16 protein-coding genes are annotated in these 16,712 nt (G+C 68.5%); 9 read left to right on the forward strand and 7 right to left on the reverse strand.

Annotated features, from left to right (window positions below; all coding sequences use genetic code 11):
* Positions 1–374: 374 nt before the first annotated feature.
* Entirely contained in the window at positions 375–1,580 is a 1,206-nt protein-coding gene (locus AB0I94_RS33995; RefSeq protein ID WP_363313586.1) for an MFS transporter, read from the reverse strand.
* A 38-nt stretch (positions 1,581–1,618) separates the two neighbouring features.
* Between AB0I94_RS33995 and AB0I94_RS34000 the strand changes: the two genes are divergently transcribed.
* Both AB0I94_RS34000 and AB0I94_RS34005 read left to right on the forward strand, forming a co-directional pair.
* Positions 1,619–2,215, forward strand: a complete 597-nt coding sequence (locus AB0I94_RS34000; protein WP_363313587.1) for a CGNR zinc finger domain-containing protein — start codon at positions 1,619–1,621, stop codon at positions 2,213–2,215.
* Between the two features lie 182 nt (positions 2,216–2,397).
* Positions 2,398–2,763 (forward strand): hypothetical protein, encoded by a 366-nt coding sequence (locus AB0I94_RS34005; RefSeq protein WP_363313588.1) that lies wholly within the window; start codon positions 2,398–2,400, stop codon positions 2,761–2,763.
* A gap of 108 nt (positions 2,764–2,871) precedes the next feature.
* On the opposite strand, the gene AB0I94_RS34010 is transcribed toward AB0I94_RS34005, so the two are convergent.
* The 5 genes from AB0I94_RS34010 to AB0I94_RS34030 all read right to left on the reverse strand — a co-directional run bounded on the left by AB0I94_RS34010 (position 2,872) and on the right by AB0I94_RS34030 (position 9,054).
* A complete protein-coding gene (locus tag AB0I94_RS34010) occupies positions 2,872–4,311 on the reverse strand; it encodes a cellulose binding domain-containing protein (protein WP_363313589.1) in 1,440 nt (479 codons plus the stop codon).
* Positions 4,308–5,873, reverse strand: coding sequence for a beta-N-acetylhexosaminidase (locus AB0I94_RS34015; protein WP_363313590.1), 1,566 nt, complete (start codon positions 5,871–5,873; stop codon positions 4,308–4,310). Before AB0I94_RS34015 ends, AB0I94_RS34010 begins: the two co-directional genes overlap by 4 nt.
* 68 nt (positions 5,874–5,941) lie before the next feature.
* Positions 5,942–6,778 carry a carbohydrate ABC transporter permease gene (locus AB0I94_RS34020; protein WP_363313591.1) on the reverse strand — a complete coding sequence of 279 codons (837 nt, stop codon included), beginning with the start codon at positions 6,776–6,778 and terminating at the stop codon, positions 5,942–5,944.
* A complete protein-coding gene (locus AB0I94_RS34025; protein WP_363313604.1) occupies positions 6,775–7,710 on the reverse strand; it encodes a sugar ABC transporter permease in 936 nt (311 codons plus the stop codon). Before AB0I94_RS34025 ends, AB0I94_RS34020 begins: the two co-directional genes overlap by 4 nt.
* A gap of 75 nt (positions 7,711–7,785) precedes the next feature.
* On the reverse strand, positions 7,786–9,054 hold the full coding sequence (locus AB0I94_RS34030) for an extracellular solute-binding protein (RefSeq protein WP_363313592.1): 1,269 nt from the start codon (positions 9,052–9,054) through the stop codon (positions 7,786–7,788).
* A 265-nt stretch (positions 9,055–9,319) separates the two neighbouring features.
* Here AB0I94_RS34030 and AB0I94_RS34035 point away from each other — a divergent pair, with 265 nt between their 5' ends.
* Positions 9,320–10,132, forward strand: a complete 813-nt coding sequence (locus tag AB0I94_RS34035; RefSeq protein WP_363313605.1) for a GntR family transcriptional regulator — start codon at positions 9,320–9,322, stop codon at positions 10,130–10,132.
* A gap of 147 nt (positions 10,133–10,279) precedes the next feature.
* Here AB0I94_RS34035 and AB0I94_RS34040 read toward each other — a convergent pair whose 3' ends face one another.
* Positions 10,280–11,452 (reverse strand): serine hydrolase domain-containing protein, encoded by a 1,173-nt coding sequence (locus tag AB0I94_RS34040; RefSeq protein WP_363313593.1) that lies wholly within the window; start codon positions 11,450–11,452, stop codon positions 10,280–10,282.
* Positions 11,453–11,993: 541 nt separating this feature from the next.
* Here AB0I94_RS34040 and AB0I94_RS34045 point away from each other — a divergent pair.
* From AB0I94_RS34045 to AB0I94_RS34070, 6 genes are all read left to right on the forward strand, one after another.
* Positions 11,994–12,452, forward strand: a complete 459-nt coding sequence (locus AB0I94_RS34045) for a hypothetical protein (protein WP_363313594.1) — start codon at positions 11,994–11,996, stop codon at positions 12,450–12,452.
* Positions 12,449–13,678, forward strand: a complete 1,230-nt coding sequence (locus tag AB0I94_RS34050; RefSeq protein ID WP_363313595.1) for a divalent metal cation transporter — start codon at positions 12,449–12,451, stop codon at positions 13,676–13,678. Before AB0I94_RS34045 ends, AB0I94_RS34050 begins: the two co-directional genes overlap by 4 nt.
* Positions 13,678–14,103 carry a hypothetical protein gene (locus tag AB0I94_RS34055; protein ID WP_363313596.1) on the forward strand — a complete coding sequence of 142 codons (426 nt, stop codon included), beginning with the start codon at positions 13,678–13,680 and terminating at the stop codon, positions 14,101–14,103. The genes AB0I94_RS34050 and AB0I94_RS34055 overlap by 1 nt, the downstream gene beginning before the upstream one ends.
* Entirely contained in the window at positions 14,090–14,470 is a 381-nt protein-coding gene (locus tag AB0I94_RS34060) for a PRC-barrel domain-containing protein (protein WP_363313597.1), read from the forward strand. The genes AB0I94_RS34055 and AB0I94_RS34060 overlap by 14 nt, the downstream gene beginning before the upstream one ends.
* Before the next feature lie 277 nt (positions 14,471–14,747).
* Entirely contained in the window at positions 14,748–15,074 is a 327-nt protein-coding gene (locus AB0I94_RS34065; RefSeq protein ID WP_363313598.1) for a plasmid stabilization protein, read from the forward strand.
* 167 nt (positions 15,075–15,241) lie between these two features.
* Complete coding sequence (locus tag AB0I94_RS34070; protein WP_363313599.1) at positions 15,242–16,222, forward strand: TIGR03557 family F420-dependent LLM class oxidoreductase; 981 nt, start codon at positions 15,242–15,244, stop codon at positions 16,220–16,222.
* The last annotated feature ends 490 nt before the right edge of the window (positions 16,223–16,712 follow it).

The following is a 16,712-nucleotide window of genomic DNA, read 5'->3' on the forward strand; positions in this document are numbered from 1 at the left end:
ACGGGGCACGCGGACGGACCTTGTTCAGGGCTGGCTCGAATCGCGGGGAGTCATGCCGCTGCCCCGCAGCGACCACGATGGACATGGGCTTCTGGCCCTGCTCGTCGGCCAGGTGAAGTGTGGTGGTCAGGCCACCGCGCGAGCGTCCGAGCCCGCGGTCGCCTGGCTCGACCGTGATGCCGCCGGGCGGTTTCTTCTGCAAGCCCCCTTTTCCGTGCCCCTGCCGCGCGCTGGTGAGCTCGGCAGACGGTGGAGTCGACGTTGATCTCCTGGCCCACTGCGCACCCGTCAGATCTCCACGCGCCACAAGGCAGGATCACCTCACGCTCAAGATCGACTTCCGGTACACGCCCAGGTGCGGCCTGCGACCCGCCTTAACAGCGCGGTCCGCGTGCGTTCTCAGACGCGTCGGTGGTCGCCGACGGAACGGTGAAGAAGGCCAACGCGGCGAGGACCGCCACGCTCGCTGCGAGTGCCATGGCGCCTGGCAGGGACCAGGTCACGACGGGACCGGCAGCCGCCGCCCCCAGGGCGAATCCGGTTGTCTTCAGGCTGGCGCCGGTGGTGAAGACCTGGCCTCGCAGGTGTTCTGGGGCTTCCCGGTGACGAATGGTGAACAAGGCGGCCAGTTGCGGGCCTTCACCGATTCCCGCGATGAGTACGGCCACGATGAGCACCACGGGTGACGCCGTGATCGCCAAGGTCAACGCGACAGCCTGGATCAAGGCGCCGACCCAGATGATCGTGTCGGGGGCGACTGAACGCGGAAACCGGACGAGTGCGGCGTTGGCCACCAAGGCGGAGACAGCCACGCAGGAGAGCAGGACCGCGCCGCGGCCGGCTCCGCCCAGGACGCGCTCGCCCAGGAGCGGGACACACGCCGTCAGCATCCCCTGGGCGACACAGGAGACGACGGAGCTGAGGGTCGCTCGGGCCAACGGCGGCCGCTTGACGATGACCCGCATTCCGGCCGCGAGGTCGGTGATCAACGAGGACGTCCGAGCGGTCCGCGCCCGGCTGGGAGGGGCCGGCAGCAGCCACGCGGCAGGCAACGCCAAGGCGATGAGCACCACGGAGACGACCACGGCCGACGAAGCTCCCAGCGCTTCCGCCACACCGCCGGCGAGAGCCGGACCGGCCAGACTCGCCGCGCCGAACGTCATGGCATCGAGCGAGCTCGCCCGGGGCAGGTGGTCGCCACGCACCACGCGCGGCAGTTGGGCCGTCCATCCGCCCGACAGTGCCGGTCCCAGCAGTCCTGTCACCACGGCGATCAGGATGACGACAGGGAACGGCAGCCGGCCGAGTCCGACGAGAATCACCCCCAGCCCCGCCGCGTACATGGCCAAGGCTCCGGCCAGCAGGTGCCCCGGCCGTCCAACTCTGTCGAGGAGCGCCCCGAGCACCGGCCCTCCGACCGCCGCGGAGATCGTCATGCCCGCGAGCAGCGACGACGCCTCGACGGTCGAACCGGTCAGGGCGAAGCCTGCCAGCAGCAACGCCGGACCTGACATCTCGTCCCCCGCGCGAACTACCGCTGCTCCAGCGAGATAGAGGCGGAGCGAGTAACGCTTTCTCATCGTCGAGACGTTACGTAGGTAACTGAAAACCCCGCAAGATGCGTTACATTCGGTACGTGTTCTCACAGAGCGATGACTGGCCCACCCGGCACTCCGTGCTGGCCACGGCTCGGCGGACCGCCGCCCTGATCAACGTCCTCGCCGGCGACTGCCCTGAACCGGCCGAGGTCGCCGATGTGCTGCGCGCCTACGGTGAGACCGGCCCCATCGACCTCACCCCCCGCGAGGTCGCCGCGATGCAAACAGCCGCTGCCCAACTGCGACAAGTCTTCGCCGCCGAGCACGTCGACGGTGCCGCGGCGACGCTCAACCGTCTCCTGCGGGACCACACCACAGCGCTCCGCCTGACCTCGCACGACCGCAGCGCTCCCTGGCATCCGCACCTCGACCACGACGACGACGCGCCCTGGGACCAGTGGCTCCTCGCCTCGTCCTGCATGGCCCTGACCGTCCTCGTCTGGGACCGCCAACGCCCGCCCGGCAGGGTCTGCGCATCACCCAGCTGCCAGAACGTCTTCATCGCCCAGGGCAGCGGCCCGGAACGCCGCTACTGCTCCCGCCGATGCGCGACCCGCGAACGAGTCGCAGCCCACCGACGCTCCCGCCCGGCCGAGCAGCCAGGCGAAAGCAAGTAGAGGCCACGCAGCCGTCAAGACCGGTAGTCGAACGCCGCGAGTTTCATGGGGCGTTGAGTGGCAACACGGACTGCATGGCTGACGAGAGAAGAAAACCTAATGGCAGCGCCGGAAACACTCGACCCGACACGAAGACAGCAGCCGCCAAGGAGCGGTCCACTGCGAGTACAGGGGCGCGCAAGGTGAACACCACTGCACAGAAGGCCAAGCAGGAATCGTCTGAGGCCGCCGACAAGGCGAAGGGCAGCGCCGAGGAGGCGGCCGAAGCCGCCGGGAGCGGTGCGCGTTCGCTCGGTCTCGCGACACAGCGCGCGAAGCAGGCGGCGGCCGCGGGTATCGAGAGCGGCGGCAAGACGGTGGCGTCGGCGACCGGGAAGGTCTCTTCGACGGCAGTCGCCGGCTGGGCCCTGGTGAAGAACCGCAAGGCCATAGCCGCGGGTGCTGCCGCAGGTCTGGTCAGTGTGGCCGGTCTTTCCTTCACCGCCGGGCGCCGGACAGCGAAGATCCAGGGCGGACCGCTGACTCGGCTGACGCATGGTCGTATCTGACTTCTGCCACATAAAGCCATCCACGTCAGGCGTCAGGGTGGAGAGGGCCGAGCCCTCTCCACCCTGACGCCTGAAGCCGTACAGGAGCGTCCCTGTCCGGCCTTCACCTCACGACGAGGGCACCGTGTCCTCGAACGCTGTGCCGGCACTGCGGTATGCCGCCACCTTCGCGGCCACCTGTGCGGGGGTCAGGACCTGGTCCTTGACGTGCAGGACGTAGTCGACCTGCTGGTCGTACGCGCGCGGGCTTGTGCTGGTCTGCCCGGCGAGGTCGATCAGCCACTGGTTGAAGTTGATCGACATGGGCCGCTCCGGCAGATACGCGGCGTCGTGTGTGCCGAACGGCTGCCCGTCGACGTAGTACTTGATGGTGTTGTTGTCGATCGTGACGACCAGGTCGTGCCAGCCCGCGTAGCTCTGCCGGCTTTCGGTGTGCTGGTTGACTGCCTGCCAGGGGTCCGGGTTGTAGGTCTCCCAGGACGTCGCGTACAGGATGTTCGAGGGCTCGCCCCAGCCGCCGTTGGGCAGGTACTCGAAGTCGTACTCGGCATAGTCGTCCGCCATCGGGGCCTTGAGGTCGTTGATGGTGAAGAACGTCTGCACCAGGTGGTCGCCGTCCGGCCCGGTCTTGGGCGCGTCGCTGAACTTCACGCGCGCCGCATACGTGCCGTTCTTGAACTTCATGGCCTTGGTGAGCACTTCGGTCTGCTTGGTGCTCTGCCCCGTGCCCGCCGTCGATGTCTCCATGTTCATCACGGAGTTGCCGCCGGAGGCGGAGAACGTCACGTTCTGCGGAGCCCAGGTCGCACCCGGCACCCCCGGGCCACCGGAGTTGGAGCGTACGTTCCAGCCATGAGCCGATAGTGCCGGGTCGTCGTACTTCGTGTAGTTGAAGTCGTCGAAGAGGCTCGCCCCTGAGCCGGGCGGGTCGGTGGGGTCGGTCGGATCGGTCGGATCTGTGGGGTCGTTGCCCTCGGGGGCCGTGCCCCAGACCGCCGCTCCGTCCACCTGGGCGGTGACCTTCGTCCAGTTCGCGTAGGAGCCCTGCGTGGCACCGAAGGAGTAGTCGTCGCTCTGGTTCAGCGCCTGCCAGTCGGAGCGGTGAAAACGGAGTTGGAGGTCGCCGCTGTCGGCTCCGGCGGCGAGAGAACCGGCGCCCGAAGTGAAACCGATCTCCAGGTAGCGGTCGGCGGTGGCGGTGGGATGGGCGAGCGTGCCGAAGGTGCCGGTGATGTTGCCGCAGCCCTTCACGGCCCACGAACAGGCGAAGCGGTAGGTGGCACTCGCGGAGTCGGCCTTGAAGTAGTAGCGCAGCTTCACGCCGCTGAGTGCCACGGCGGACGTGCCGGTGTTCTTCACCTTCAGCCACGGTTCGGCCTGGTCGCTGCCGGTGGAGCCGGTGTGGTACTGCACCGACACGGCGCCCGCGGCGGCGCCGGCCTCGGTGGCGGGGAGCGCGGCCAGACTTGTGCAGCCCAGCAGGGCGACGAGAGCGCAGCGTGCCGATTTCGAGAGCGTATTGCGGGAGGGCGTTCGTGCAGGACTCATCTCGGTTCCTCTCCGAAACGGTGGGGGACGGGGACGTACGGGTCGAACGGTCCGTGCCGCACGCCGAGCGCGGCGAGCCTGGCGCCGTGTGCGATCAGGCGTGCGCGTGCCAGAGGCCAGGGCGAGGGGCCGTGCCACGCCCGGTCGGCGAGCGCGGCGAGCCGGGGGAAGGCCAGGTAGTCGACGTGACTGGCGGTGGGGGCGAACTCCGTCCACAACTGGGCCTGTACGCCGAGGAGTTCGCCGCCCGAAGTGGGTTCGTCGGGTGGGTCGTGGTCGTGAACGGTCCGTAGATCGACCACGGTGCCGGGCTGGGCAGGCGGTTCGGTCGGGGACGTGGACTGGGCGTAGTCGAGGTAGGTGGCGCTGTGGTGGCTGCTGACCACGGCGTGGCCGCGTTTGAGGGCGACGCGGGTGTGCTCGGGATCGCGCCAGGTCATGACGGTGAACTCGGGCGGCAGGCTCTCCCCTGTCTCGGCCCACGCGGTCGGGATCCGGCCGCGCTCCCGGAGGTGGGCGCCGATCCGGCCGAGGAACCATCCTCGTAACTCGGCAGGTCCCGACAGGCGTTCGGCCTCGATGCGCGCCCGTGCGGCGGGGCTTGTGGCCCACTCCGTCGTGGGGCATTCGTCGCCGCCGACGTGCACATGCGGGGAGGGGAAGACGTCCAGGACGGTGTCGAGGACGGTGCGGCAGAAGTCGAGGACGGGCTCGTGGACGCCGAGTACGGTGTCGCACACGCCCCAGCGGGTCCACACGTCGAGTCGGCGGGCCGGGACGGAGCCGAGTTCGGGGTAGGCGGCCAGGGCCGCGCGGGTGTGGCCTGGCATCTCCACTTCGGGCACGATCGTGACGCCGCGGGCGGCGGCGTAGGTGACGAGGTCACGCAGCTCCCTTTCCGTGTAGGCCCCTTCGTGCGGGATTCCGTCGAAGACCTCGGACCCGGCGGGGCCCACCATCGACTGAGCGCGCCGTCCGCCCACCTCGGTCAGCAGCGGATAAGCGGCGACCGGCATGCGCCAGCCCTGGTCGTCGGTGAGGTGCAGATGCAGCACGTTCAGTTTGTGCAGGGCGAGCAGGTCGACGTAGCGGCGCAGGAACGACGCGGGCTGGAAGTGACGTGCCACGTCGAGCATGAAACCGCGCCAGGCGCGCCGTGGTACGTCGGTGATCTCGACGCAGGGAAGTTGCCAGGGCATGCCCGGCCGGGCACGGTCCGCCAGGGCCTGGGCGGGAAGCAGTTGCCGTATCGTCTGGATGCCGCGCAGCAGGCCGGTGAGGTGGGCGGCTCGCAGCAGCACGGCGTCGGGTGAGATCGTCAGGCCGTAGCCTTCGGTGCCGAGACCGCTGAGTCCTGAGTCGTGTGCGAGGACGAAGGGCCCGTCGGGAGCGGGTCGGAGCGGGAGTCCGGTGGCGGGTGCGATGAGGGTGCGCAGCAGGGCGGCGGCGGGTTCGGCGCCGGGTGTGATGCGGAGTGTGGTGTCTGGGGTGAGCGTGAAGTGGCCTGGGCGTGCGGTCAGTTGGGTGGGCGCAGGCACGAGTGCGGGGCGGGACGCGGGCACGGCGGACCTCCGATGCGGGCGCGGGGCTTGCGGGACAGACACGACGGCAAGGCGGACGCGGTGGCGCGTCAGCCCTTGACGGCGCCGGCGGCGAAGCCGGATGTCACGTGTCGCTGCAGCAGCAGGAAGATCACCAGCGCGGGCAGCGCGAACAGGGTCGAGGCGGCCATGGTGGCGCCCCAGTCGGTGCCGAAGGTGTTGTGGAACGAGGACAGCCACACCGGCAGCGTCCGGTGGTCCTGCTGCTTGATGATCAGGAAGTTGGCGTAGGCGAACTCGTTCCATGCCGTGATGTAGCCGAACAGCGATGTCGCCATCAGGCCGGGCGCGAGCAGCGGGAACGCCACGTGCCGGAACGCGCCGAACCGGGTGCAGCCGTCGACCTGCGCCGATTCCTCGAGCTCCGCCGGGATCGTCGCGATGAAGCCGCGCAGCACGACGATGGTGAAGGGCAGCGTCATCATGAAGTAGATGAGGGTCAGCGTCGGCAGCCGGTCGAGCATCCCGGTGTCCCGGGAGATGATGTAGACGGGGATGATCAGGGACTCCCACGGTGCCATCTGCGCGATGAACACCATGAGCATGAACTGACTGCGTCCGCGCCAGCGCATCCGGGCCACAGCGAACGAGGCACCGAGTGCGACGAGCAGGGCGAGGGCGACTGCCGCCAGGGTGACAAGCACGCTGTTGCGCCAGAACAGGGCGAATCCGTCCGCGTCGACGGCCCGCCGGAAGTGGTCGAACGTCCAGCTCTGCGGGAGCAGTTGAGGGCTGTCGGACTGGATGTCGCGTGACGGTTTGAAGGCGGTGGTGACCATCCAGTAGACGGGGAAGAGGCAGACGACGACCGTCACGGTGGCGGCGATGTTGAGCGGCAGGCGGCGCAGTGCGCGCGAGGTCGTCACAGCTCGTTCTCCTGTCGGAACATCTGGCGGAAGTAGGCGACAAGGACGCCGGACATGAGCAGCACGGTCAGCATCGACGCGGCGGATCCGAGGTCGTAGCGCTGCTGGGACAGTGCGGTCTGCACGGCGTAGACCGGCAGGATCGTCGTGGCGTCGCCGGGGCCGCCGCGGGTCATCACCCAGATCTGCACGAACGCCTTGAAGGTCCAGATGACTTCGAGGGAGAGCACGAGCATGAAGATCGGCCGTACGATCGGCAGAGTGACGGAGTGGAAGATCTTGAATCCGGATGCGCCGTCGATGCGCGCGGCCTCGTAGAGCTCGGTGGGCACGGTGGTCAGCGCCGAGTACAGCGTGATCGCGGCGAAGGGCACCGACTGCCACACGACCAGGGTGACGAGGATGGCGAACGCCGCCGGTCCGTGCGCGAGCCACGGATAGCCTTCGAACCTGCTGAATCCCAGCTCGGTGAGGGCGTGGTTGACGATCCCGAACTCGGAGTGGAAGAGCCACTGGAACACGGTGGTCGCCGCGACCACGGGCATCGCCCAGGCGAGCACGAGCGCGCTGAGCACGGCCGTGCGGCCGAACCGCCCGAGGCGCTCCACCATCAGCGCCACGAGTGTCGACAGGACCATGATCAGTGCGACGTTGACGGCCATGAAGAGGAAGGTGCGGCGCACCACGGCCCAGAACCGTGGGTCGGACAGGAGCGCCGTGTAGTTGTCGAAGCCGGTGAAGTGCGCCTCGCCCAGGATGAGCTGGCGCAGGCCGAAGTCCTGGAAGGAGATCAGGACGGCCCGCGCCAGCGGATAGACGAGCAGGTAGAGCATCCCGAGGACCGCGGGCGCCACGAGCAGGTACGGCCAGATGCCGGACATGTTGGAGCGGCGGGTGGTGGTGGTCGGCGTACGCCGAGGCGGGCGGGACACTGCCGGATCGCGGACGATGGTCACGGCGCACTCCTCTCGGTGTGGGTTGGCGGTGCGCGGTGGTCAACAGCTGGGTCAGGTACCGGATTTCATGGCGTTGGTGATGGCGTCGGACGCCTCGGCCGCCTCGCGCTTCGGATCGCCTCCGGTGAGGACGGCGGTCAGGTAGTCCTTGATGGGGTTCTTGGCCTCGACGGCGGCCCAGCCCGGCGTGTTCGGCGTCGCGTGTCCGACGGCCGCTCCGACCGCCATGGAGGAGGCGCCCGGATCGTCGGCGACCGCGCCGGCGAGGGTGGTCTTGTTGGGGACGTAGCTCATGGCGACGGCGAGCTTCTTCTGCCATGTGTCGCCGGTCAGCTCCTTGACGAAGGTGTACGCGGCGTCGTGGTGCTGCGACACCGTCGGGATGACCAGGTCGGAGCCTCCCGTGAAGACCGCGCCCGGGGTGTCCGCCGTCTTGCCCGGGATCGGGAAGAAGCCCAGTTTGCCCTTGAGTTCGGGGTTGTTCTGGGTGACGACGTTGGCTCCGCCCGGCGTGCTGACGATCTGTGCGACCTGGCCCTTGGCCATGACCTCGGCCTGCGGCGGCTGTGCCTCGTCCGAGTCCTTCGGCCCCTTGCCGAGGGCCTGCAGCTTCTCGTAGAAGGCCATGGCGCGCAGCGCCTCGGGGCTGTCCAGTGCGCCCTTCCAGGTGCCGCCCGACTCGGTGGCGAGGTCGCCGCCCTCGTCCCAGACGAAGCCGGCGTAGGTGTACCAGTTCTGTCCAGGCAGGTAAATCCCTTGCTGTGAGCCCTTGTTGAGTTTCTTCGTCGCGGCCACCCACTGGTCACGGGTCTTGATCGCGGCGGCGTCGACGCCGGCCTTCTCGAAGAGGTCCTTGCGGTAGATGACGACGCGGTTCGCCGCGTAGTACGGGATGCCGTACTGCTTGCCCTCCCAGGCTCCCGGTTCGGCGAGCCCCTTGAGCCAGGCGTCGCCGCCGAGGTCGTCGACCTTGTCGCTGAGGTCCCGCAGGCCGCCGCTCTGTGCGAACTGGGCGACCTGGGTGTTGCCCGTCTCGATGACGTCGGGGGCGTCGTTGCTGGCAAGCGCCGCGGTGACCTTCTCACCGATGCCGTCCCACTCCTGGATCTGGATGCGTACGTCGATGTCGGGGTGCGCGGCTTCGAAGCCCTTCTCGAAGTCCTTCTGGAAGGCGGACGAGACGCTGTCGCGCATCAGCCACACATCGATCGCGGTCTTTCCACCGCCGGCGGATTCCCCGCCACCGGAGCCGGACGAACAGGCGCTGAGCCCGGCGACCGCGGCGAACGCGGACACACCGGCAAGCAAACGGAACTTCACGGTTCACCTCTGGGATGCCGGACCTGACCAGCGTCTAACTGGTCAGGTGACCTCTGGTGAGGGAGAAAGCTGGCATAGACCATTGGCTGCGTCAACCCCCGCTGCACTCAGGGGAGTTAAGGGTTTGGTTGTCGATCTCCACGCTTTCGTGGTCAACTGGTAAGACAGCTGGTCGTACGGCAGGAGGGGGCGGACGGTGACCACCGACGCGAACGGCACGGGCGGGACGGCGAAGGCGGGGGTCGGACGGCGCTCCTCAGGAGCGGTGCTCAAGCGGGAGCGGGTCCGTGACCACCTCCTGCAGCTCGTCGAGTCACAGCGCCCCGGTGACCCCATCCCCTCCGAGCGTGCGCTCTGCGCGGATCTGGGCGTCTCGCGCCCCACCCTGCGCGCGGCCGTCGACGAACTGGTCGCGGCGGGTGTTCTCGTCCGCGAACACGGGCGTGGCATGTTCGTCGCACCGGAGAAGATCACCCAGGAACTGATCGCGCCCGCGCACGGGTTGAAGGTGCCGCGCGCGGGGGGCGCCTGGTCCAGCCGGCTCCTGGAGTTCACCACCATCCAGGCCGGCGCCCGTGTCGGCCGCAAGCTGCGCCTCTCCCCCGCCGCCCGCATCGTCTACGTAGCCCGGCTGCGGCTCGTCGACGGCGCCCCGATGGCCATCGAGCACCTGCACATCCGCGCCGATCTGGTGCCCGGCCTCTCCGCGCAGGAACTGGAGAGCGGCGATCTGTACGAGCATCTGAGCGAACATCATGACGTTCATGTCCGCGAAGCGACCCAGACCATCGAACCGACGGTGGTGACCCGGGCCGAGGCCGAGGTGCTCGAAGTGCCCGAGCTCTCCCCCGCTCTCCTGGTCGAGCGGCTCACCTCGGACCACTCCGGCTGCCCGGTCGAGTACGTCCATTCGCTGTACCGCGGCGACCGCTACCGCATCGTCTCCCGCCTCACCCTCGGCCCGGCCGCGACCGCACCGGAACAGCTGCCCAGCCACCACCCCGGCATCCCGCCCGGTGACTTCGCCCACCGGGACACGGTCGTCTCCTCGACCCGCGGCGACGTGCAAGCCATCTGAACACGCCCCTCGGCACGTCCCAGGTGGACTCGGCGAGAGCAGAGGCGCGACAGCAACCGCAACCAACCGTGATCTCGACGCGCGTGGGAAGCACCGCCTCGCGCGACGGCTTTTTCTGCCAAGGCCGGCAGGCCCGCCCGCGTCCGCCTACCGCTTGCGCAACAACGCGCAGACGAAGTTCTCCTCCACGGTCCGCAGCCGCTTCAGCAGTGCGGGCTTGTTCGTCTTGTTGACCTGGGTGGTGAGGGAGACGGTCAGCGACCGCTTGCCGTCCGCGGTAGCCGCTACCAGTTGCGTGTAACCGGGGAAGTTGCCCGTGTGGCCGTACATCACTCCGCAGCGTGTGGCGTACCGGAAAATCGCCAGACCGGCCTTGTTCTTGCCGGGACCCGCGGGCTCGGACGCACCGTTCACCCAGTGCAGCTGCTGATGGCGGGTCCGGTCGGAGATCAGCTTTCCGCCGGCGTAGCCGCGGATGAAGGCCGTCATGTCCTTCGGCGTGGAGATGATCCCGCCGGAGGCCCACACGCCTGACGCACTCAGTACCTCGCTGAGGTCCACGGGCGGGTTCGGCGGGGTGACGTCGTAACCGTGCATGTACGGCGTCGGCATCCGGTAGCTCTGCGGCAGGCCGGTGTCGCGCAGACCCAGCGGGCGGTACACGATCTCGGCGAGCAGTTCTTCGTAGCTGCGGTCTGTCACCGCCTCGGCCATCAGTGCCACGGCGATGTTGTCGGAGTTGGAGTAGGTGTACCGGGCCCCCGGACGGAACACCAACGGCTCCTCGGCCACGAAGTCAAGGAGTCGGCGGGAGTCGAAGTGCCGGCGCGGGTTCTCGGTCACCAAGGCCCCGAATGCCGGGTCCGCGCTGAAGTCCGGCAGTCCGCTGGTGTGGTTCAGGAGTTGCCGCAGCGTGACCCGATGCCATGCGCGCGGCAGCCGTGGAAGCACCTTGCCGATGGTGTCGTCCAGGCGCAGCTTCCCGCAGTCGACGAGATGGAGGGCGACCGCGCCGCTGTACGCCTTGGCCGTACTGGCGATGCGCATGTGGTCGGTGGCCTTGACCGGACGACCGGTGCCGGTCTTGGCGACCCCGGCCCGATAGACCTCGGTGCGAGATCCGTGCTTGAGGACGGCGATCGCTCCGGGCGGCCCGCCGGGCGCGGTGGTCAGTTCCTGCAACTGCCGTCGCAATGCGCGGTCGCCGTCCGCGGGAGCGTCCGCGGCGTGGGTCGGAGCCTGCACCAGGCCCGCCATGCAGGCAGCGGCCAGCAGAGCGAGCAGGGGCAGGCGGACCTGCGGAGAGCTGGGAACCGGCACGGAAGGTCTCCTGACACGTGAGCGCGGTGGGACGTCAGGACGACCAGCTGCCGACAGGGCGCGTGGTCTGCAGGGCCCACAGGTCTGCCAGCACCAACGTGCTTCTCACCGGGGCTCCTTCCGGTTCATCCCATAACAGGATGAACAGAAACAAACCGCTGCCCTCAGACCTGCATGACGCGGCCGTACTGCACCTCAATGAGTGACACGGACACGCGCCCGCACCGCGGGACGGTGGACAGACAGGACGGTGGACAGTCAGGCCGCCGACTCTCTTTGGGGCTAACTTGCCTGCTGCGCCGTGTCCGCGCGCCGGTGTATCGCCGGAGCCATGCGACGCTCTGCGAACCGCGCCCAGGGCGTACGAAGCCGCCTCGCACCCCCATGCCTTCTCCGCTCCGCGCGATCGCGGTGGGCGCGGCGGGTGGTTGTCCAGGCGGTCAGTGGAGGTCGCGATGAACCAAGGGCTGGTGCTCCTCGCGGCATGGGGCCAGTTGGCGTTGCTCCTGGCTGTGGGGCTCTACTTCGTGGTCAGGGGACGATGAAGGGCCGCTCACGATGCGCGCGTGCGCTCGGTGCTCTGGTTGTGCTGGGTTTGGTGGCCGGGTGCGCGGGGTCCTCGCGCACGGACGAGGATTACCGGCGTAAGGCGGCCAACACCGCCGAAGCGGCCGCCTCCGCGGTGAACACCGCTCTTCTCGGCGTGCGGGCCGCGGGAAAGGACCGGGTGACGGGGCCCTACATCTCCGTGCTTCTGGGGGAAGCGGAGAGCGATCTGCTGGCGGTCCAAAGCACCTTCGAAACCCGGCAGCCACCGAGTGCGAAGGCCGACGCCGTCCGGGATCGGCTGGGCAGGGTACTCACCGACGCGGCCGACGCGCTGGCCGACGTTCGCATCGCTGCGCGGCGCGGAGCCGTGCGGAGCCTGCCTGAGACGGCTGAGGCGCTGCCCGCCGTCGCGAAGCGGCTGGAGAGCCTGGAGAGGGAGCTGTCTTCGTGAAGCATCTGCTCGCCGTCACTCTCGGCATGCTGACAGCGGTCGGCGGCTTCGTGGACATCGCCGACTTGATCACCGCCTCTCTTGTCGGGGCACGCTTCGGGTTCTCCCTGGTGTGGGTGCTTGTCCTCGGTGTGATCGGGATCTGCGTGTACGCGGAGATGGCCGGCCGGGTCGCCGCGGTCGCCGGCCGGCCGACCTTCGATCTGGTCCGTGAACGGCTGGGGCCTCGCGTCGCGTTGCTCAATCTGATCGGATCTCTGCTGGTGACGGGGCTGGCCCTCGCGGCTGAGCTGGCAGGGGTGGCGCTGGCGATCGAGTTGATGAGTTCGTTGCCCTACCTGCTCTGGGTGCCGGCCGTGGGGCTCGTGGTGTGGTTGGTCATCTGGCGTGTCAAGTTCGCGACGATGGAGCGGGTTTTCGGCCTTGGCGGGATCGCCCTGGCTGTCTTCGTCGTAGCCGTCTTCCGTCTTGACCCGGCCTGGGGCAGTGTCCTCGACCGGATGACGCACCCCGACGTGCCCGGCGGTGAGGGGCTGGCGACGTACTTCTATTACGGCGTCGCCTTGTTCGCCAGTGCCATGACCCCCTATGAGGTGTTCTTCTTCTCCTCCGGTGGCGTCGAGGACCGCTGGGGGCGAAAGGAACTGATCACGGCACGGTTGAGCGTGTTCACCGGGTTTCCGCTCGGCGGGTTGCTGGCTCTGTCCATCATGGCCGCGGCGGCCCTGTTGTTCCAGCCGGCCGGGATCACCGTCGAGCACCTGTCACAGGCGGTGCTTCCCGTCAGCTACACGTTGGGAAAGGTCGGCCTCGGCCTCGTGTTGATCGGGGTATTCGCCGCCACGTTCGGCGCCGCGCTGGAGACGGCGTTGTCCTCGGGCTACACGGTGGCCCAGTACTTCGGCTGGAGTTGGGGCAAGACCGTCAAACCGCGTACCGCCTCCCGGTTCCACGCTGTGATCATCATTTCGCTGATCGTCGCGATGATGCTGATCCTCACGGGCGTGGACCCGATCATGGTCACGGAGTACTCGCTGGTGTTCGCGGCGGTCGCGCTGCCGCTGACCTATCTGCCGATCCTGGTGGTGGCCAATGATTCCGCGTACATGGGCACGTCCGTCAACGGCCGGTTCGCCAACATCATGGGCGGCATCTTCCTCGTCGTCGTCCTTGCCGCCGCGATCGCCGCCATCCCGTTGATGCTCGCCACGAAGGCAGGGCTGTGATGAACCGCCACCAGGACCTCGATCGAGACCGGCGCCGCATCGGCCGCGCCTATAGCGCCCGCTTCCACCTGCTGGACCGCCAGGTCATCGACCAGGACGAGAAACCAGTGTGCAAAGTCGACGACCTGGAACTGGAGCAGGACGAGTACGGCCGCCCCTACGTCACAGCCGTCCTCATCGGACCCGCAGCCCTGGCACCACGGTTCGGCGGCCTGCTGGCCCGGTGGCTCGCAGCCGTACAGCGCCGTCTCAGTGTCAGCCAGGGCGAAGGCCCGGCCCGCCTGCCCTTCGAGCATGTCATCGCGATCGGCGCTGTAGTCACCGTTCGCCTGCCCCGTGACCACATGCAACTCCACGCACTGGAGGACTGGATGCGCGACAACGTCATCGGACGGCTGCCGGGGGCCGGGCATGCGCCTGGCTGACCTGATGGGCGCCCGCGTCATCGACGTCAGCGGCAGGGACATCGGCCACGTCTCCGATGTCCGCCTGGTCGAGGAGAAGGACCCGGCCGCCACCGACTCGTACGGACGTCTCAGCGTCCAGGGACTGGTCATCGCCACACACCACGGAGTCCGCCTCCTGGCCTGCGACCGCGGGCCAGTGAGCGGCCCACGCACTTTGGCATGGCTGGTACGCCGCGCCGCCGCCAAGTCGATGTACGCACCCTGGGACCACGTCACGGCGTACGAGCCCTCGACCACGACCGGAGAGCCAGGGACGGTCCGTCTGACCACGAGGGCCGACCGACTCACGGCGCTCCCCGACGCCCAAGAGCGGTGGAACACCTGACGGCCCGGGGACGGACTCGGCGGATACCCGAGGGTCCAGCACGCCAAGCAGGCGGTCACCACCCTCGCCTCGTCAGCGCCACTCTCACCGCTTCCGGCCGTAGGCGCAGGCGCTCATCCGTTCGGTGGCTGTCGACTCGCACACCCTAAGGGCCCCGCATCAGATGGGACCAGGGTGTCCCGCGATCTGTGTGAGAGACAGCGGACGGCGGGTACGCGGAAATCATCGGGAAACGGGCGCCGCCGAACCGGCAGCGCCGGTCCGGAAGGAGAGTGCCATGCCACAAGGTTCCAGCCCGAAGCGTGAACGTCAGTACGAGCACATCAAGGACAGTGCCGAGCAGCGCGGCACTTCCAAGGGCCGGGCGAAGGAGATCGCCGCACGCACCGTGAACAAGGAACGGGCCCGCTCCGGCGAGTCGAAGACAGCGAGCAAGACGTCCACCAAGGACAGCAAGTCTGCCTCCCAGCGCGGCGGCGAACGCTCTCACAGCGGTTCCCAGGGCCCCACGAAGGAACAGCTCTACGCGGAGGCCAAGAAGCACGGCATCGACGGCCGCTCGTCAATGAGCAAGGAGCAGCTGTCCAAGGCCCTTGGCCGCTGACCGACAGTTCCACCGGGGTCAGTGCGGATCACCCGACAGCCCCTGCCGACACAACACACAACTGCCCCACCCACAACGAACGTCATTCTGAAACATCAGCCAGAGGCAGGACGCCCTGCGCGGCTTCAGGAGTACGGACAACGGGGCCGCGCGAGAGCGAGGGATTCATGAAGATCGGCTACAAGCTGGCTGCAGAGGCGTTCGGCCCGGTTGAGCTCGTGCGCCAGGCGGTGCTGGCGGAGCAGGCGGGCTTCGACTTCGTCGAGATCAGCGACCACTACCACCCCTGGCTCGACAACCAGGGCCATTCGCCCTTCGCCTGGACGGTCTTGGGGAGCATCGCGGCCAGGACCACACGCATCGGGCTCGCGACGGGAGTGACCTGTCCGACCATGCGCTACCACCCGGCCATCGTCGCGCAGGCGGCCGCGACCCTGTCCCTGGTGTCAGAAGGCCGCTTCGTCCTCGGTGTCGGCTCGGGTGAACGGCTCAACGAGCACGTCGTCGGCTGCGGCTTCCCCGACACGGTGCGCACTCGGCACGAAATGCTCAGAGAAGCTTTGGAGATCATCCGTCTGCTGTGGAGCGGCGGGTACCGTTCCTACGAGGGCAAGCACCTGCGGCTGGCGGATGCCCGCGTCTTCGACCTGCCCGAAGAGCTTCCCCTGATCGCGGTGGCAGCCAGCGGTCAGGTCTCGACGCGTATCGCCGCGGAACTGGGCGACGGTCTGTTCGCCACCGAGGACAAGCCGGACATCGTCCAGCACTACCGTGACGCCGGCGGCACCGGACCCCGCTACGCGGAGGTCCCCATGGCCTGGGCCACCGACGAGCACACCGGGGCTCAGGCAGCCCTGGAGACGTCGCGATGGGCCATGACCGGATGGAAGGTCATGAGCGAACTGCCCAACCCGGTCAACTTCGACGCAGCGACCACCACCGTGCGCGAGGAGGACATTCGCGAGAAGTTCGCCTGCGGCACGGATCCCGCCCGGTTCACCGAGGTGACACAGAAGTTCGTCGACGCGGGCTTTGACAGGCTCGTCATGCAAAACGCCGGCCCCGACCCCGACGGCTTCATCGACTTCTACCAGCGCGAACTGGACGGCCGCCTACGGCAGTTGCGGCCCAGCGGGACACAAGCCTGACGTTCCGGCTCCCCGCCGCACGGTCGCGTCCCGCGAGCGCAGGCCGAGCCGCCCTCTTTCATCGCCCGCGCCCCACCCCCCTACCGCGACCGTCCTGTGCCCGACGGGCTGCCCTCCAAACGGCGTGGCAAGTGGGCTAGCGATCATTGGGGCGGGCTTCTACTCTCGTATCTGGTGGCCTTGGGCCTTGAGCCCACGCCGCGGGCTCCCAGACCTCGAGCCGTGACTGACTTCCGAGACGGGCTGGAGCCGCATCGCCGACAACGCGGTTCCGCCTCGGCCCTCCGGGCGCGCCGGCGAGGCACCTCCCGCAGCCTCGCACCGTCCAGGGGGTACCGCGCGCGAGGACCGATCGAGGGGAGCCTCGGTCTCTCGCGCCCCGGTCGCCGCCGCGCCCCCCCCCCGGGCCCCCCGAGACACAAAAAAAACCCCCACCCACCCCCCCCAACCCAAAAAAGGGTGGTGTTTGGCCCAAACAAAACACGACCGT

It is taken from the genome of Streptomyces sp. NPDC050147, from assembly GCF_040660195.1.
Classification (GTDB): domain Bacteria; phylum Actinomycetota; class Actinomycetes; order Streptomycetales; family Streptomycetaceae; genus Streptomyces.

Coding starts and splice junctions, on each gene's coding strand:
- AB0I94_RS34010 (WP_363313589.1), bottom strand. CDS start 4,311: ATGAGTCCTGCACGAACGCCCTCCCGCAATACGCTCTCGAAATCGGCA.
- AB0I94_RS34065 (WP_363313598.1), top strand. CDS start 14,748: ATGCCACAAGGTTCCAGCCCGAAGCGTGAACGTCAGTACGAGCACATC.
- AB0I94_RS34060 (WP_363313597.1), top strand. CDS start 14,090: ATGCGCCTGGCTGACCTGATGGGCGCCCGCGTCATCGACGTCAGCGGC.
- AB0I94_RS34045 (WP_363313594.1), top strand. CDS start 11,994: ATGAAGGGCCGCTCACGATGCGCGCGTGCGCTCGGTGCTCTGGTTGTG.
- AB0I94_RS34000 (WP_363313587.1), top strand. CDS start 1,619: ATGCGTTACATTCGGTACGTGTTCTCACAGAGCGATGACTGGCCCACC.
- AB0I94_RS33995 (WP_363313586.1), bottom strand. CDS start 1,580: ATGAGAAAGCGTTACTCGCTCCGCCTCTATCTCGCTGGAGCAGCGGTA.
- AB0I94_RS34055 (WP_363313596.1), top strand. CDS start 13,678: ATGAACCGCCACCAGGACCTCGATCGAGACCGGCGCCGCATCGGCCGC.
- AB0I94_RS34070 (WP_363313599.1), top strand. CDS start 15,242: ATGAAGATCGGCTACAAGCTGGCTGCAGAGGCGTTCGGCCCGGTTGAG.